This is a genomic window from Streptomyces sp. NPDC060002, assembly GCF_042737245.1.
Classification (GTDB): Bacteria; Actinomycetota; Actinomycetes; order Streptomycetales; family Streptomycetaceae; genus Streptomyces.
Genome location: NZ_JBHWUW010000019.1, coordinates 55,907 through 72,008, shown reverse-complemented (window position 1 = coordinate 72,008; position 16,102 = coordinate 55,907). Strand labels below are relative to the sequence as shown.

11 protein-coding genes are annotated in these 16,102 nt (G+C 70.5%); 2 read left to right on the top strand and 9 right to left on the bottom strand.

Features of this window, described 5'->3' with window-relative positions; all coding sequences use genetic code 11:
* Positions 1–63: 63 nt before the first annotated feature.
* From ACFWBD_RS18950 to ACFWBD_RS18925, 6 genes are all read right to left on the bottom strand, one after another.
* Positions 64–1,275, bottom strand: a complete 1,212-nt coding sequence (locus ACFWBD_RS18950; RefSeq protein WP_385667820.1) for an esterase/lipase family protein — start codon at positions 1,273–1,275, stop codon at positions 64–66.
* Positions 1,276–1,673: 398 nt separating this feature from the next.
* Positions 1,674–2,069 carry a D-ribose pyranase gene (rbsD, locus tag ACFWBD_RS18945; RefSeq protein WP_385667818.1) on the bottom strand — a complete coding sequence of 132 codons (396 nt, stop codon included), beginning with the start codon at positions 2,067–2,069 and terminating at the stop codon, positions 1,674–1,676.
* Positions 2,066–3,055 carry a ribokinase gene (locus tag ACFWBD_RS18940; RefSeq protein WP_385667816.1) on the bottom strand — a complete coding sequence of 330 codons (990 nt, stop codon included), beginning with the start codon at positions 3,053–3,055 and terminating at the stop codon, positions 2,066–2,068. Before ACFWBD_RS18940 ends, rbsD begins: the two co-directional genes overlap by 4 nt.
* Before the next feature lie 85 nt (positions 3,056–3,140).
* A complete protein-coding gene (locus tag ACFWBD_RS18935; protein WP_385667814.1) occupies positions 3,141–5,093 on the bottom strand; it encodes a substrate-binding domain-containing protein in 1,953 nt (650 codons plus the stop codon).
* Positions 5,083–6,654 carry a sugar ABC transporter ATP-binding protein gene (locus tag ACFWBD_RS18930; protein WP_385667812.1) on the bottom strand — a complete coding sequence of 524 codons (1,572 nt, stop codon included), beginning with the start codon at positions 6,652–6,654 and terminating at the stop codon, positions 5,083–5,085. The genes ACFWBD_RS18935 and ACFWBD_RS18930 overlap by 11 nt, the downstream gene beginning before the upstream one ends.
* A complete protein-coding gene (locus ACFWBD_RS18925; RefSeq protein WP_385667810.1) occupies positions 6,651–7,721 on the bottom strand; it encodes a LacI family DNA-binding transcriptional regulator in 1,071 nt (356 codons plus the stop codon). Before ACFWBD_RS18925 ends, ACFWBD_RS18930 begins: the two co-directional genes overlap by 4 nt.
* A 208-nt stretch (positions 7,722–7,929) precedes the next feature.
* Between ACFWBD_RS18925 and ACFWBD_RS18920 the strand changes: the two genes are divergently transcribed.
* Together ACFWBD_RS18920 and ACFWBD_RS18915 are read left to right on the top strand one after the other, a co-directional pair.
* Positions 7,930–10,185 (top strand): ATP-dependent RecD-like DNA helicase, encoded by a 2,256-nt coding sequence (locus ACFWBD_RS18920; RefSeq protein ID WP_385667808.1) that lies wholly within the window; start codon positions 7,930–7,932, stop codon positions 10,183–10,185.
* A gap of 241 nt (positions 10,186–10,426) precedes the next feature.
* Positions 10,427–11,725, top strand: a complete 1,299-nt coding sequence (locus tag ACFWBD_RS18915; RefSeq protein WP_385667806.1) for a citrate synthase — start codon at positions 10,427–10,429, stop codon at positions 11,723–11,725.
* A 770-nt stretch (positions 11,726–12,495) separates the two neighbouring features.
* Here the strand turns inward: ACFWBD_RS18915 and ACFWBD_RS18910 are convergent.
* The 3 genes from ACFWBD_RS18910 to ACFWBD_RS18900 form a co-directional block, all read right to left on the bottom strand.
* Positions 12,496–14,739: a heavy metal translocating P-type ATPase gene (locus ACFWBD_RS18910; protein ID WP_385667804.1), complete on the bottom strand. Its 2,244-nt coding sequence runs from the start codon at positions 14,737–14,739 to the stop codon at positions 12,496–12,498.
* 110 nt (positions 14,740–14,849) lie between these two features.
* The gene (locus ACFWBD_RS18905) at positions 14,850–15,089 is read right to left on the bottom strand and encodes a heavy-metal-associated domain-containing protein (protein WP_385667802.1); all 240 of its coding nucleotides are present in this window, start codon (positions 15,087–15,089) and stop codon (positions 14,850–14,852) included.
* Positions 15,090–15,294: 205 nt separating this feature from the next.
* A complete protein-coding gene (locus ACFWBD_RS18900; RefSeq protein WP_385667800.1) occupies positions 15,295–15,966 on the bottom strand; it encodes a TetR/AcrR family transcriptional regulator in 672 nt (223 codons plus the stop codon).
* Between the last annotated feature and the right edge of the window lie 136 nt (positions 15,967–16,102).

The window sequence follows — 16,102 nt, the reverse complement described above, 5'->3', positions numbered from 1 at the left end:
CCGCCCTCCGCCAGGTGTGAGCGGAGGGCGGCCCCGGTGGTGTCCGGGCGTGGCGCGGCGGGTCTAGTCGGGCAGCCGGTCCAGCAGCCAGATGCACAGCTCCTCGGTGATCCCGGTGTGCGGCGTGGTCGTCGACGAAAGAATGAAGTCGTCCAACTCGCTCTCGTCCGGGGACAGGCTGTCGACCTTCGCGTACAGGTCGGCCTGCTTCTCGACGTCCCGGATCGCGACCGCGCTCACCGACGGCACGAAGCAGACCTCCTCGTGCCGCAGATCCACCGTGCCGCCGAGCTTCTGCAGGGTGTCGGCGAGGATCTTGTAGGTGTGCAGGGTGCCGCCGGGCGCGCCGTCCAGCTCGGGGAAGCCGCTGGTGGTGATGGTCTTTTCGGCCTTGGGGAACTTCCGGTTGAGATAGGCGACCGTCACGTCGTCGCCCTGGGCCTGGGTGTAGAAGGTGGTGCCGGGGTAGATCTCGTCCACCCGCAGGGCGACCTCACCGGGCTTCACCTCGGGCAGGCCGATCCCGTCGCCGCGGCCGTTGGCGATGCCGAGCAGACGCGGGATCCGCGGCCAGCCGCCCATCCGTTCGAGCGCGGCCAGGAACTCGGCGCGCTCCCTGGCGACCCCGATCTTCCCGGTGTCCTTGTCGTAGTGCCGCCACAGCATCTGACGGGCCGCCGGGCTGTCCATCTGCTTCGCGAAGTCGTTCGCGAACGGGATGAAGTACGAGAACGCCTGCACGCCGACGGGGATGGAGGCGCCGCGGTGCGGGCTGTCGTAGGAGAAGTACAGCGCGGTCTGGTGGTGCATCCGCTGCGTCTCCAGCTTGGCCAGCGCGAAACGGGTGACGATGCCGCCCATGCTGAAGCCGCCGACGACCAGGGGGGCGTCGCCCTGCTTCTCGGCGTTGGCCCGCATGACGGCGGCCACGGCGGCTTCCGCGTTGTCCAGGATCGACGCGCTGCGCTCCTCGAACCCGAGCAGGATGACGTCCCTGCCGCGCCGGCGCAGCTCGCTGATGAACGGGTAGCCGGTCTCCAGCCCCTGGTACAGCTTGTCGAGCTCGCTGCGGCCGAGGTTGAAACCGTCGGCCATGATCACGGGGCGGACGAGGTTGCCGGGGGTGGTGTTGCCCTCGCCCCGGAAGACCCAGGCGAAGCCGTTCGGCAGGCTCCAGTCCTCGTGGTCCGGCACGTGGACCGGGGTGGGGGGTTCGGCGGTGATGGTGGCGCCGAGGGTGAACGTGCCGACGTTGGGCTCGGCCGTTTCCGACATGGTCGTGCTCCTTGTGGGAGGGGGCGGGAACGACCACATCATGAGGGGCGATTTGCCCGCGTCACCCGTTTGACCTGCGCGGTTCATTACAAGGGATGCAATGCGCCCGGGAAGCGTTTGATGCGTTTGGCATGTGCCAGCAGCTTGTTTCATTCGCTCCGGTGTTCGTGCCGGACGGGTCGTCAGAAAATTCTCGGAAGCCGTACAACCCTTCCGCGTCTCCGCCTGTCGTACGTGGCATCAGGGCTTCTGGAGGGGGATCCGGGGGGATCGCGGGGGTTCTGATACGGAGGGGAAAAAGCCGAGGGGGCCCGGTCGACGGACCGGACCCCCTCGAAGCTTTCACGCCGCTCCGCGGCCGTATCGGCGGGCGTCGTCGGCAGGCCTCGTCGGCGGTCTCAGAAGAAGACCCCGCACCGCAGGAGCACGTTCGCGTACGGCCGTGCCTCGCCCGTCCGCACCATCAGCCGTGCCCCCGCCGACAGCCTCTTCAGCTCCTCGTGCGGGACCAGGGTCAGCCGCTGCCCCGGGAAGTACCCGTCCAGCAGCCCGGCCGCCGCCGGATTCGCCTCGCGGACCTCGCTCGCCGCCGTGGCGCCCTCCACGACCAGCTCGGCGAGCAGCCCGTCTACCACCTCGGCGAACGACGGCACCCCCGCCAGGAACGCGAGGTCGACCACCCGCGGCCCGTCCGGTATCGGCATACCGGCGTCGCACACCAGCACCCCGTCCCCGTGCCCCAACTCGGCCAGTGCCCCGGCCAGATGACGGTTGAGGATCCCGGCCTTCTTCACAGGGACCCACCTCGCCGCTCGTGCCCGGGTGCGCTGTCGGCCGTTCGGCCGGGGCCCCGGGTGGCGTCCCCCGGATCGGCACAGCACAGGGCCTCGACCTCCTGAGCCGTCGGGAACGACTCCTGCGCCCCCCGCCGGGTCACGGCCGCCGCCCCGACCCGCGCCGCGTACGCCGCCGCCTCGGCCAGGGACGAACCAGTGCCCAGCCGCCAGGCCAGCGCCGCCGTGAAGGAGTCGCCCGCGCCCGTGGTGTCCACCGCCGCCACCTTCACCGACGGCACCCGGGAGACGCCGTCCGCCGACGCCACCAGCGCACCCTCCCCGCCCAGCGTCACGACCACCGACTTCGGCCCCTTCGCGAGCAGCAGCCGGGCCCAGTCCTCGGGCTCCCCGCTCCCGCCCGCCTCGCCGAGGATCACCTTCGCCTCGTGCTCGTTGACGATCAGCGGGTCGCAGGCCGCCAGCACCTCGGCGGGCAGCGGGCGCGGCGGTGACGGGTTCAGCACGAAGCGGCTGCCCGGCGCCAGGTTCCGCACCACCTCCACGACCGTCTCCAGCGGGATCTCCAGCTGCGCCGACACCACCCGGGAGGCGTGGAAGAGGCCGGCGGCCGCGCGGACGTCCGCCGGGGTCAGCCGCCCGTTCGCCCCCGGTGACACCACGATGCTGTTGTCGCCCGACGGGTCCACGGTGATCAGCGCGACGCCCGTGGGCGCCCCGCCGACCAGGACGCCGACCGTGTCGACCCCGGCCGTCCGCTGCGAGTCGAGCAGCAGCCGGCCGTACGCGTCGTCGCCGACCCGGGCCAGCAGGGCCGTACGGGCCCCGAGCCGGGCGGCCGCGACGGCCTGGTTCGCGCCCTTGCCGCCGGGGTGGACCGCCAGGTCGGAACCGAGCACCGTCTCACCGGCGGCGGGCCTGCGCTCGACGTCGATCACCAGGTCGGCGTTGGCCGACCCTACGACCAGAAGGTCGTAGTCGTACATGAAGTGACTCCCCTGATACGTGACTCGGGGCGGACGGCCCCCCGGAGGTGTTCCCCCGGGCGGCCGTCCGCCCGCTCGCCGAATGTCAGCCGGTGAACCCGGCCACGTTCTCCTTCGTGACCACCTTCACCGGCACCTTCACCGTCTTCTCGACCTTCTTGCCCTGCAGCGCCTTCAGCGCGTTGTCCACAGCGATCTTGCCCAGCTGGGACGGCTGCTGCGCCACGGACGCGTACAGCGTGCCGTTCTTGACTGCCGCCAGCCCGTCCGGGGTGCCGTCGAAGCCGACCACCTGGACCGACTTGCCGGCCTTGGAACCCAGCGCCTTGATCGCGCCGAGCGCCATCTCGTCGTTGGCGGCGATGACCCCCTGGACGTCCGGGTGGGCCTGCAGCAGGTTCGACATCACGTCGAGGCCCTTGGTGCGGTCGAAGTCGGCCGGCTGCTGGGCCAGCACCTGGATGCCGGGGTAGGCCTTCAGCCCCTTGGCGAAACCTTCCGCCCGCTCCCGCGCCGCGGACGTGCCCGCCTGGCCCTGGAGGATCACGATCTTGCCGGTGCCGCCCAGCTTCTCGGCGACCGTCCTGGCGGCGAGCTCACCGCCGGCCACGTTGTCGGAGGCGACCAGCGTGTCGACCGTGGCCTTGTTGACGCCCCGGTCGACCGCGATCACCGGGATCTTCGCCTTGTCGGCGGCCTTCACCGAGTTGCTCGCCGCGTCCGAGTCCACCGGGTTGACGATGATCGAGTCGAGGCCGGAACTGGTGAAGTTCTGGAGCTGGTTGGCCTGCTGCGAGGCGTCGTTCTGCGCGTCGGTGACCGTCAGGTCCACGCCCAGCTTCTTCGCCTCGGCCTTCGCGCCCGACTGGATCTGCACGAAGAACGGGTTGTTGAGCGTGGACAGCGCCAGCCCGACCTTCGGGTTCGCGCCCGACGGGTTGCCGCCGTGCAGGAAGGAGGTCGCGCCGACGATCGCCACGGTGACCACGGCCGCGAGACCGTACGTCGCCGCCTGCCGGCCCTTGCCGCCACCGCTGCCCGTCCCGGCCGCCATCGGGGTCGCCCCCGCCTTGCGGCGCACCGTGTCGAGGAGCACCGCCAGCGCGATGACGACACCGATGACGACCTGCTGCCAGAACGCGGAGACGGACAGCAGGTTCAGACCGTTGCGCAGCACCGCCAGGATCAGCGCGCCGATCAGGGTGCCCGAGGCCTTGCCCGTACCACCGGCCAGGGAGGCGCCGCCGATGACGACCGCGGCGATCGCGTCCAGCTCGTAGCCGTCGGCCGCCTGCGGCTGCGCGGAGGACAGCCGGGAGGCGAGCACGACGCCCGCCGCGGCCGCGAACACACCGGACAGCGCGTAGATCGCGAGCTTCTGCTTCTTCACCCGCAGGCCGGAGAGGCGCGCCGCCTCCTCGTTGCCGCCGATGGCGTACATCGAACGGCCGATGTACGTCCGGCCGAGCACGAACGCGGCGATCAGCCCCATCACGATCATCACGAGCACCGGCACCGGCAGCCAGCCGCCGAGCGTGTCACCGAGGTGCGAGACCGAGTCGGGGAAGGCGATCGGCGAGCCCTCGGAGATCACCAGCGACAGACCGCGCGCCACCGACAGCATCGCGAGCGTCGCGATGAACGGCGGCAGCTTGCCGTAGGCGATGAGGAAACCGTTCACCAGACCGGCCGCGATACCGGTGGCGACGGCCAGGACGACCGCCAGCACCACCGGTACGCCGTGCTGCGTGGCGCTCCAGGCCAGCACGGTGGCCGACAGGGCCGCCACCGAGCCGACCGACAGGTCGATGCCCGCCGAGACGATCACGAAGGTCACGCCGAAGGCGAGAATGGCGGTCACGGCCGCCTGGACACCCACGTTGAGCAGGTTGTCCGTGGTCAGGAAGTCACCCGACAGCGCCGACATGGCGATGACGAGGACGATCAGCGCGGTCAGCGCGCCGTTGTCGAGGAGCAGACGGCGGACCGCCGCGGCGCCACCGGCGCCCGTCCCGCTCTTGAGCGTCTCAGCGGCCACGGCCGGCCTCCAGTTCTTCGGTTTCGTCGTTTGCGTCGTGAGTGGTGGGAGTAGCGGGAGTAGCGGGAGTGGTGGGAGTGCTGACGGCGAGGGCCATGACGGAGTCCTGGGTCGCCTCGTCCGCCGACAGCTCGCCGGCGATCCGGCCCTGGGCCATCACCAGCACCCGGTCGCTCATGCCGAGCACCTCGGGCAGATCGCTGGAGATCATCAGGACGGCCGCGCCGGCGGCCGTCAGCTCGTTGATGAGCTGGTAGATCTCGACCTTCGCGCCGACGTCGATCCCGCGCGTCGGCTCGTCGAGGATGAGCACCTTGGTGTCGGCCAGCAGCCATTTGCCGATGACGACCTTCTGCTGGTTGCCGCCGGAGAGCGTGCGCACCTGCTGGCCGAGGCCCGCCATCCGCACGCCCAGCTGTCCCGCGATCCGCGCCGCCGCCTCGTGCTGGCTCTTCAGGTCCACCAGCCCGCCACGGGTCGCGGCCCGCATGGTGACGAGCCCGAGGTTCTCCTCGACCGACTGGTCGAGCACCAGCCCCTGGCCCTTGCGGTCCTCGGGCACGAGCCCGATCCCGGCCGTCATGGCGGCGTTCACGTCATACCGGGGGAGGTGCGCGCCGCCGACCCGGACGGCTCCGCGGTCGTACGGGTCCGCCCCGAAGACGGCGCGTACGACCTCGGTACGACCGGCGCCGACGAGCCCGGCGACACCGACGACCTCACCGGCGTGCACCTCGAAGCTGACGTCGTGGAAGACGCCGTCCCGGGTGAGCCCTTCGACGGACAGCAGCGCGGCGCCCGTGTCGGGGCGCTCCCTGGGGTACTGCTGCTCGATGGAGCGGCCCACCATGAGCCGCACCAGCTCGTCCTCGGGCGTGGTGGCCGGGACCTGCCCGACGCTCCTGCCGTCCCGGATGACCGTGACCCGGTCGCCGAGGGCGGCGATCTCCTCCAGGTGGTGCGTGATGAACACGATGCCGACGCCGTCCGCGCGCAGGCCGCGCACGATGGCGAAGAGCTTCTCGACCTCCTCGGAGGTCAGCACGGCGGTCGGCTCGTCCATGATCAGCACGCGCGCGTCCAGGCTGAGGGCCTTGGCGATCTCGACCATCTGCAGGCGGGCGATGCCGAGTTCACGTACGCGCGTGCGGGGCGAGACGTTCACCCCGACCCGCTCCAGCAGGGCGGCCGCGTCGGTCTCCATCCGCTTCCGGTCGATCATCCCGAAGCGGCGCGGTTGCCGCCCAAGGAAGATGTTCTCGGCGACCGTGAGATCGGGAACGAGGTTGAACTCCTGGTAGATGGTGGCGATCCCGAGGCGCTCGGAGTCCTGCGCGCCATGGATGCGCACCTCCTCGCCGCCGGCCAGGATCCGCCCGGCGTCGGGCCGGTAGGCGCCGGAGAGCATCTTGATGAGGGTGCTCTTGCCCGCGCCGTTCTCACCGAGCAGCACATGCACCTCGCCCCGGCGCAGGTCGAAGTCGACGCTGTCGAGCGCGACCACACCGGGGAAGGTCTTGCGTATGCCTTCGATGCGCAGCAACTCGTCCGCGTTGCTCACGTCTGGCTCCTGTTCATTACGGGGGACGGCTCCGACGAGGCGGGGAACTCCTCGGGAGCGGGCGGCTCTTGGGGGGCGGGCTCGCCGCACGAACGGCGGACGACGAGCCGGGCCGGGAGGGTGACGGACTGCGGGGGCCGTCCCTCGATGCGGTCGACGAGCGCCCGCACCGCGGCCCGTCCCAGCTCGCCCGTCGGCTGGGCGATCGCGGTGATCGGCGGATCGGTGTGCACGAACCAGCGGATGTCGTCGAACGCGGCCAGCGCGAGGTCCCGCGGAACCCGCAGCCCACGCGCGCGTACGGCGTCCAGCGCGCCCAGTGCCATGAGGTTGTCGGCGGCGAACACGACCTCGGGCGGTTCGGGCAGGTCGAGGAAGCCCTCGGTGACCCGCCGGCCGCTCTCGGCCTGGAAGTCGCCCTGGCCTGTGTAGGCGTCCGGGAGGGGAAGCCCGTACTCGGCCATGGCGGCCCGGAAGGCCTCGACGCGCTCGCTGCCGGTGGTGGTGGCGGCGGGGCCCGCGATGATGGCGAGCCTGCGGTGGCCGAGCCCGTGCAGATGCGCGACGAGGTCCCGCACGGCCGCGCGTCCGTCCGACCGCACCACCGGCACGTCGACGCCCGGGATCCACCGGTCGACGAACACCATCGGCGTCCCCGCGCGCGCGGCGTCGAGGATCAGCGGCGAGCCGCCGTCGGTCGGGGAGACGAGGAGGCCGTCGATCCGGCGGTCCAGCAGGGTCCGTACGTGGTGGTCCTGGAGGTCGGGCCGTTCGTCGGCGTTGCCGATGATGACGCTGTAGCCGAGCGCGCGGGCCTCCTCCTCGACGGAGCGGGCCAGTTCGGTGAAGTACGGGTTGAGCACGTCGCTGATGACCAGGCCGAGGGTGCGGGTCTGGTCGGTGCGCAGCGACCGGGCGACGGCGTTCGGGCGGTAGCCCAGCGCTTCGACGGCGGCCAGCACACGCGTGCGTGCGTCCTCGCTGACCGAGGGATGGTCGTTCAGGACGCGCGACACCGTGGCGACGGAGACCCCCGCCTCGGCCGCGACGTCCTTGATGCTCGCCATCGCCGCCCCACCTCCTTGTGGACTCGGTTCATGGACGTCGAGGTCATGGAATCGATTACATCGACGTGTACGAAGGATTGGAATCGATTACACGGGGGTAATCAAGCCCTCGACGGCATCCCGAAACCTGATCGTGATGAACGGAGCCCGGCGGACGACCGACGGTCGCCCCCGGAGGACTGTCGGTGGCGGGCGGTAACGTCGGATCATGACCGATCAGGCGGGGGCCGCCCAGGCGGGGGAGCGGCGTACGGCCACGCTGGAAGGCGTGCTCGAGCGCATCACGTACGCGAACGAGGAGAACGGCTACACGGTCGCCCGCGTCGACACCGGCAGAGGCGGCGGCGACCTCCTCACGGTCGTCGGCGCGCTGCTCGGCGCCCAGGTCGGCGAGTCGCTGCGCATGGAGGGCCGCTGGGGCTCCCACCCGCAGTACGGCAAGCAGTTCACCGTCGAGAACTACACGACCGTCCTGCCCGCGACCGTCCAGGGCATCCGCCGCTACCTCGGATCCGGCCTCGTCAAGGGCATCGGCCCGGTCTTCGCCGACCGCATCACCCAGCACTTCGGCATGGACACCCTGAAGATCATCGAGGAGGAGCCGAAGCGGCTCGTCGAGGTCCCCGGCCTCGGCCCGAAACGCACGAAGAAGATCGCCGACGCCTGGGAGGAGCAGAAAGCGATCAAGGAGGTCATGCTCTTCCTCCAGACCGTCGAGGTGTCCACCTCCATCGCGGTCCGCATCTACAAGAAGTACGGCGACGCCTCCATCTCCGTCGTGAAGAACCAGCCCTACCGGCTCGCCACGGACGTCTGGGGCATCGGCTTCCTCACCGCCGACAAGATCGCCCAGTCCGTCGGCATCCCGCACGACAGCCCGGAGCGGGTCAAGGCGGGCCTCCAGTACGCGCTGTCCCAGGCCACCGACCAGGGCCACTGCTACCTCCCCGAGGAGCGGCTGATCGCCGACGCGGTGAAGCTCCTCCAGGTCGACACCGGCCTGGTCATCGAGTGCCTCGCCGAACTCGCGGCGCCGCCACAGGAGGGCGAGGACCCCGGAGTCGTACGGGAGAAGGTCCCGGCGGCCGACGGGGGAGAGCCGGTCACCGCCGTCTATCTGGTCCCCTTCCACCGCGCCGAACTCTCCCTCTCCGCCCAGCTGTTGCGCCTGCTGCGCACCGACGAGGACCGGATGCCGGCCTTCCGCGACGTGGCCTGGGACAAGGCGCTGGCCTGGCTGAGGTCCCGCACCGAGGCCGAACTCGCGCCCGAGCAGGAGGCGGCCGTCAGGCTCGCGCTGACCGAGAAGGTCGCCGTGCTCACCGGCGGCCCCGGCTGCGGAAAGTCCTTCACCGTCCGCTCGATCGTGGAGCTGGCCCGCGCCAGGAAGGCCAAGGTCGTGCTGGCCGCCCCCACCGGCCGCGCGGCCAAGCGGCTGGCCGAGCTGACCGGCGCCGAGGCCTCCACCGTCCACCGTCTGCTGGAGCTCAGGCCTGGCGGCGACGCGGCCTACGACCGGGACCGCCCGCTGGACGCGGACCTGGTGGTGGTCGACGAGGCGTCGATGCTGGACCTCCTCCTCGCCAACAAGCTGGTCAAGGCCGTACCACCCGGCGCGCACCTGCTCTTCGTGGGGGACGTCGACCAGTTGCCCAGCGTCGGCGCCGGCGAGGTGCTGCGCGATCTGCTGGCCGAGGGCAGCCCGGTGCCCGCCGTGCGCCTCACGCGCGTGTTCCGCCAGGCCCAGCAGTCCGGCGTGGTGACCAACGCGCACCGGATCAACGCCGGACAGCACCCGGTCACCGACGGCATGAAGGACTTCTTCCTCTTCGTCGAGGACGACACGGAGGAGGCCGGCCGCCTCACGGTGGACGTGGCCGCCCGGCGCATTCCGGCGAAGTTCGGCCTGGACCCGCGCCGGGACGTGCAGGTCCTGGCGCCCATGCACCGCGGCCCGGCCGGCGCCGGCGCCCTCAACGGCCTGCTCCAGCAGGCCGTCACCCCCGGCCGCCCCGACGTGCCCGAGAAGCGGTTCGGCGGCCGGGTCTTCCGCGTCGGCGACAAGGTCACCCAGATCCGCAACAATTACGACAAGGGGAAGAACGGTGTTTTCAACGGCACCGTGGGCGTCGTGACCTCACTCGATCCGGTCGACCAGCGCCTCACGGTGCTGACCGACGAGGACGAGGAGGTTCCGTACGAGTTCGACGAACTGGACGAACTGGCCCACGCGTACGCGGTCACCATCCACCGTTCACAGGGAAGTGAATATCCCGCCGTGGTGATCCCCGTCACCACGGGAGCATGGATGATGCTTCAACGAAACCTCTTGTACACGGCCGTGACGCGCGCCAAGAAGCTGGTCGTCCTCGTCGGCTCCCGCAAGGCGATCGGTCAGGCGGTGCGCACGGTGTCGGCGGGCCGCCGCTGCACGGCGCTGGACTTCCGGCTGGCGGGCCGCTGACCACCCCGGGCCCAAGGGATTTCAGGACCGTCGGAAAAAATGATCGATCAAATGAGTCGTGAAGGTCACAGAGCACTTCCCCAACTGTGACGCAGGCGGCAGGATGAGCTAGTTGGCGGCACTGAGTGCCGCCGATGAGCCCAATGGTCGACCCCGAGTGCACTCTCGTGCGCCAAATGGGGGATGGTAGAGACAGTCAGGGCAACCTCGAAGAAGAGGCACAACGTCGGTGAGGGATGACGTGAGCGAGCACACCAACAACGCTGTAGTACTGCGGTTCGGCGATGGCGAGTACACCTACCCGGTGATCGACAGCACCGTCGGCGACAAGGGCTTCGACATCGGGAAGCTCCGCGCCCAGACCGGTCTGGTGACCCTGGACAGCGGCTACGGCAACACGGCCGCCTATAAATCCGCCATCACCTACCTTGACGGCGAACAGGGCATCCTCCGGTACCGCGGCTACCCGATCGAGCAGCTGGCCGAGCGGTCGACCTTCCTCGAGGTCGCCTACCTGTTGATCAACGGTGAACTGCCGACCGTCGACGAGCTGACCGTCTTCAAAAGCGACATCACCCAGCACACGCTGCTGCACGAGGACGTCAAGAACTTCTACCGCGGCTTCCCGCGCGACGCCCACCCGATGGCCATGCTGTCGTCGGTGGTCTCCGCGCTGTCCACGTTCTACCAGGACAGCCACAACCCGTTCGACGAGAAGCAGCGCAACCTCTCCACGATCCGGCTGCTCGCCAAGCTTCCGACGATCGCGGCGTACGCCTACAAGAAGTCGATCGGCCACCCGTTCGTCTACCCGCGCAACGACCTCGGCTACGTCGAGAACTTCCTGCGCATGACGTTCTCGGTGCCGGCGCAGGAGTACGAGCTCGACCCGGTCGTCGTCTCCGCCCTCGACAAGCTGCTGATCCTGCACGCGGACCACGAGCAGAACTGCTCGACGTCCACGGTCCGCCTGGTCGGCTCCTCGCAGGCGAACATGTTCGCCTCGATCTCGGCCGGCATCTCCGCCCTGTGGGGCCCGCTGCACGGCGGCGCCAACCAGTCCGTGCTGGAGATGCTCGAAGGCATCCAGGCCAACGGCGGCGACGTCGACTCCTTCATCCGCAAGGTGAAGAACAAGGAGGACGGCGTCCGCCTGATGGGCTTCGGCCACCGGGTGTACAAGTCCTTCGACCCGCGCGCGAAGATCATCAAGGCCGCGGCGCACGACGTCCTCTCGGCCCTCGGCAAGTCCGACGAGCTGCTGGACATCGCGCTGAAGCTGGAGGAGCACGCGCTCTCCGACGACTACTTCGTCTCGCGCAACCTCTACCCGAACGTCGACTTCTACACCGGCCTGATCTACCGGGCCATGGGCTTCCCGACCGAGATGTTCACGGTCCTGTTCGCCCTGGGCCGCCTCCCGGGCTGGATCGCCCAGTGGCACGAGATGATCAAGGAGCCCGGCTCCCGCATCGGCCGCCCGCGCCAGATCTACACCGGCGTGGTCGAGCGCGACTTCGTCCCGGTCGAGGAGCGCTGACACCTGCCGGTGGGGGCGCCGCCGTTTGAGGGTGCCCTGTCACCGGGTCGGGTTCTCCACCTGCCGGTGGGGGCGCCGCTCGATCGGGCGCCCTGCCATCGGTGCGTTTCCTGACTGCCCGGGACCGATGTCCCGGGCAGTGCTGTGTGCGGTCCCGGTAGCGATGTGTCCGGAGATCGTGTGTCCGGCTGGCCGCGTGTCCCGGCGGCCGGGTGCGCAGGGCATACGGAAGGCGCCCCGGCGCCGGTCCCCCCACGGGCCGACGACCAGGGCGCCTTCCCATGTCCCGGTGCGGATTCCCCCCACGGGATCCGGCCGGGCGTTGTGAGGACAGCGCCTGAATTCGCTGTTCGTAACCATCTTCGGTTGTTGTGCCCGCGGTTGAGCAGAACGAGCAGAACTCGTCCCACCACCGCTGTGTGCGATCTGCCGGGACAGCGCACGCTGGGAGGGCCGCTCAAAGCTTCCCGGTGTGCGTGCCCCGGCAACGCATCTCTGAGGAAGTCCCCCAAGACATCCTCAGACGTCAGGTCACGCCCCCCAAGACGCTTCCTGACATCGTCAACTTAGACCTTCGAACCCCTTCGATGGTTACGTTCACATCACTGTGATCTGTGTCTCTTGCATATGTCCGTTAGATGCGCAAGAGACCGGATACAGCGATCGAGGCCCAAGCGTAAGGATGATGCGCGAGCCTTGTGAAGAGCTTATGTGAGGCTCGCGCAGGACTCCAGGGGTCTCCCTGATCGGCAACGTGCTACTCGGCGGTATTACTTGAAGGCGCGCAGCCTCAGGCTGTTCGTCACGACGAACACCGACGAGAACGCCATCGCGGCCCCCGCGATCATCGGGTTCAGCAGCCCGGCGGCGGCCAGCGGCAGCGCGGCCACGTTGTAGCCGAAGGCCCACACCAGGTTGCCCTTGATCGTCGCCAGGGTCCGCCGGGACAGCCGGATGGCGTCCGCGGCCACCCGCAGATCCCCCCGCACCAGCGTCAGGTCGCTCGCCTCGATCGCCGCGTCCGTACCCGTCCCCATCGCCAGCCCCAGGTCGGCGGTGGCGAGCGCGGCCGCGTCGTTGACGCCGTCCCCGACCATGGCGACGACCCGCCCCTCGTCCTGCAGGCGCCGTACGACGTCGACCTTGTCCTCGGGCAGCACCTCGGCGATCACCCGGTCGATCCCGACCGCTTGCGCGACCGCCTCCGCGACCGCCCGGTTGTCCCCGGTCAGCAGCACCGGGGTGAGTCCGAGCGCCCGCAGCTCCCGCACCGCCTCGGCGCTCGTCTCCTTGACCGCGTCCGCGACCGCGAGCACCCCGCGCGCCACGCCGTCCCACCCCACGACGACGGCCGTACGACCGCCCCGCTCGGCCTCCTCCTTCGCGCGGGCCACCTCGTCCGGAACGGTCTCGAAGAGGCGCCCCACGGCCACCTCGCGGCCCTCCACCCGCCCGCGCACCCCGCGCCCGGGCACGCTCTCGAACCGCTCGGCCGCCGGCAGTTCCCCGACCCTCTCCTCGGCGCCCGCCGCCACCGCCCGGGCGACCGGGTGCTCGGAGGCGTGCTCCAGGGCGCCCGCGAGCCTCAGCAGCCGCCGCTCGTCGGTCCCGTCGACGGCGTACACGCCTTGAAGGGTCATCCGGCCGGTGGTGACGGTCCCGGTCTTGTCGAGGACGACGGTGTCGACCCGGCGCGTGGACTCCAGGACCTCGGGGCCCTTGATGAGGATGCCGAGCTGGGCTCCGCGCCCGGTGCCGACCATGAGCGCGGTCGGCGTGGCGAGCCCGAGCGCGCACGGGCAGGCGATGATCAGGACCGCGACGGCCGCCGTGAACGCGGCGACCGTGTCACCCGTCGCGGCGAGCCAGCCGCCGAAGGTGGCGAGCGCGATCAGCAGCACCGCCGGCACGAAGATCCCCGAGATCCGGTCGGCCAGCCGCTGCACCTCGGCCTTGCCGGTCTGCGCGGCCTCGACCAGCTGCGCCATGCGCGCGAGCCGGGTGTCCGCGCCGATCCGGCCGGCCTCGACGACCAGCCGGCCACCGGCGTTCACGGTCGCGCCCGTGACGGCGTCGCCGGGCCCGACGTCCACCGGGACCGACTCGCCGGTCAGCATCGAGGCGTCCACGGCGGACGTGCCCTCCACGACCGTCCCGTCGGTGGCGACCTTCTCCCCGGGCCGCACGACGAACCGGTCCCCGACGGCCAGCAGGTCGACCGGGATCCGCACCTCCCCGCCGGCCCGCAGCACGGCCACGTCCTTCGCGCCCAGCTCCATGAGCGCCCGCAGCGCCGCCCCCGCGCGCCGCTTGGAGCGGGCCTCCAGGTAGCGGCCGAGCAGGATGAAAGCGGTGACGCCGGCGGCGACCTCCAGATAGATCGTGGAGGCGCCGTCCGTACGGGAGACGGTGAACTCGAAGGGGTGCCGCATGCCGGGCATGCCCGCGTCGCCGAAGAACAGCGCCCACAGCGACCAGCCGAGCGCGGCCAGCGTGCCGACCGAGACCAGCGTGTCCATGGTGGCCGCGCCGTGCCGCAGGTTCGTCCAGGCGGCCCGGTGCAGCGGGCCGCCGCCCCAGACGACCACCGGCGCGGCGAGCGTCAGTGAGAGCCACTGCCAGTTGTCGAACTGGAGCGAGGGGACCATCGCGAGCAGGACGACGGGCGCGGCGAGCAGAACGGAGACGAGGAGCCGGTGCCGCAGACCCGCGAGCTCGGGGTCCCCGGAGGTGTCCTCCTGGACCGGCTCCGGCGCGGGCGCGGGTTCCTCGGCCGTGTACCCGGTCTTCACCACGGTCGCGATCAGGTCGGCGACCTCGGTCCCGGCCGGATAGCTGACCTTCGCCTTCTCCGTCGCGTAGTTGACCGTCGCGACGACGCCGTCCATGCGGTTGAGCTTCTTCTCGACGCGGGCCGCGCAAGAGGCGCAGGTCATCCCGCCGATGAGCAGTTCGACCTCGGCGGTCGGCGCGGGCGGTTCGGTTATCGGCGTTTCCGTGGTGGTGCTGGTCATGTCCGTGCTCCAGGAAGCGGACCGGGCCGTACGGAACCAGTATCAGCTGGTCGGCACGGCCCGGTGGGTGGAGGAGGGGTGTCGAGGGGAGGTGCCGAGGTGCGGGTGCCTCAGGCCTGGCCGGCCAGCTCGAAGCCCGCCTCGTCGACGGCGGCGCGCACGGCCTCCTCGTCGAGCGCGGCGGTGGAGACGACCGTGACCTCACCGGTCGAGGCGACGGCCTTCACCGAGGTGACGCCGGCGAGCTCGGAGAGCTCGCCGGAGACGGCGCCCTCGCAGTGGCCGCAGCTCATGCCGCTCACCTTGTAGACAGTGGTGACGGAGCCCGTGGTGTCGGTTTGAGCGGTCATGTCGTTCTCCTCGTGGAGGCAGGTGGGGCGGGCGGGGCCGCGAGAGGTCTCCCGTTAACCGACACTATACCCCTAGGGGGTATCAATCAAAGGTAATGACCCGCCGCGCGGACGGGGGTGCGGGGTGCGGATGCCTCGGGCAGGCTTCCGCCAGGGGGGGCGGGCGCGGGGGGCGGGCGGGGGGTCGGGTAGGCGGGTACCCGGGCTACAGGGCCGTAGCGGATCCGGCGCCGCCGGCTTGGACGCGGCCCAGCCGGTCGCCCACCAGCGGCTCCAGATAGCGGATCAGTACGTTCTTCAGCTCCTGCACATACGCGTCGCGCTCGGCGCCCTCGTGGCCGAGGACCAGCTCCAGGCCCGCCTTGTACAGGCCCAGGCACATGTGCGCGGTGCGCGCGAGATCGGCGGGCCGCGCGTCCGGCAGCAGGGAGGAGAGCAGGCCCTCGATACGGGAGAGCAGCGTGGCGTGCAGCGCGTCGTGCTCCTCTGCGATGTGGCCGGGGATGTCGGGGCCGTGCATCAGGGCGAAGAACACCGGATGGTCGCAGTTGAAGGCGATGAACCGGTCCACGGCCGCGCCGACGGCCTCCTCCAGCGGGGTCGCGGGGTCGACCGGCGCGAGCGCCTCGCCGAAGGTGTCGCGCATCTGGTGCATGAGGCGGTCGCCCAGTTCGATCGCGATCGCTTCCTTGTTCGGGAAGAACTGGTAGAGCGTGCCCGGTGAGACGCCCGCCTCGCGGGCGATGGCGTTGGTGCTGGCGGCGGTGTAGCCGGTCGTGCAGAAGACGCTGGCCGCGGCCTCGAGCAGCTGTGCGATACGCCGCTCACCACGCGCCTGGCGGCGGCGCGGCTGTTCCTTCTCCTGGCTCTCGGCCACGCGTTGTCCCCAGCTTTCCCGAACATCATTGACAAACACGAGTGGTCGCTCGCATTCTGGGAGCCAGAAATGCGAGCGCTCTCTCGTGTTTGCCATTCTACGGTTTTCACGACTGCTTGCAGGGTGAAGGGGACAC

Excerpts from the sequence above, each read along its gene's own strand:
- ACFWBD_RS18950 (WP_385667820.1), bottom strand. The coding sequence starts at position 1,275 with ATGTCGGAAACGGCCGAGCCCAACGTCGGCACGTTCACCCTCGGCGCC.
- ACFWBD_RS18940 (WP_385667816.1), bottom strand. The coding sequence starts at position 3,055 with ATGTACGACTACGACCTTCTGGTCGTAGGGTCGGCCAACGCCGACCTG.
- ACFWBD_RS18925 (WP_385667810.1), bottom strand. The coding sequence starts at position 7,721 with ATGGCGAGCATCAAGGACGTCGCGGCCGAGGCGGGGGTCTCCGTCGCC.
- ACFWBD_RS18920 (WP_385667808.1), top strand. The coding sequence starts at position 7,930 with ATGACCGATCAGGCGGGGGCCGCCCAGGCGGGGGAGCGGCGTACGGCC.
- ACFWBD_RS18910 (WP_385667804.1), bottom strand. The coding sequence starts at position 14,739 with ATGACCAGCACCACCACGGAAACGCCGATAACCGAACCGCCCGCGCCG.
- ACFWBD_RS18905 (WP_385667802.1), bottom strand. The coding sequence starts at position 15,089 with ATGACCGCTCAAACCGACACCACGGGCTCCGTCACCACTGTCTACAAG.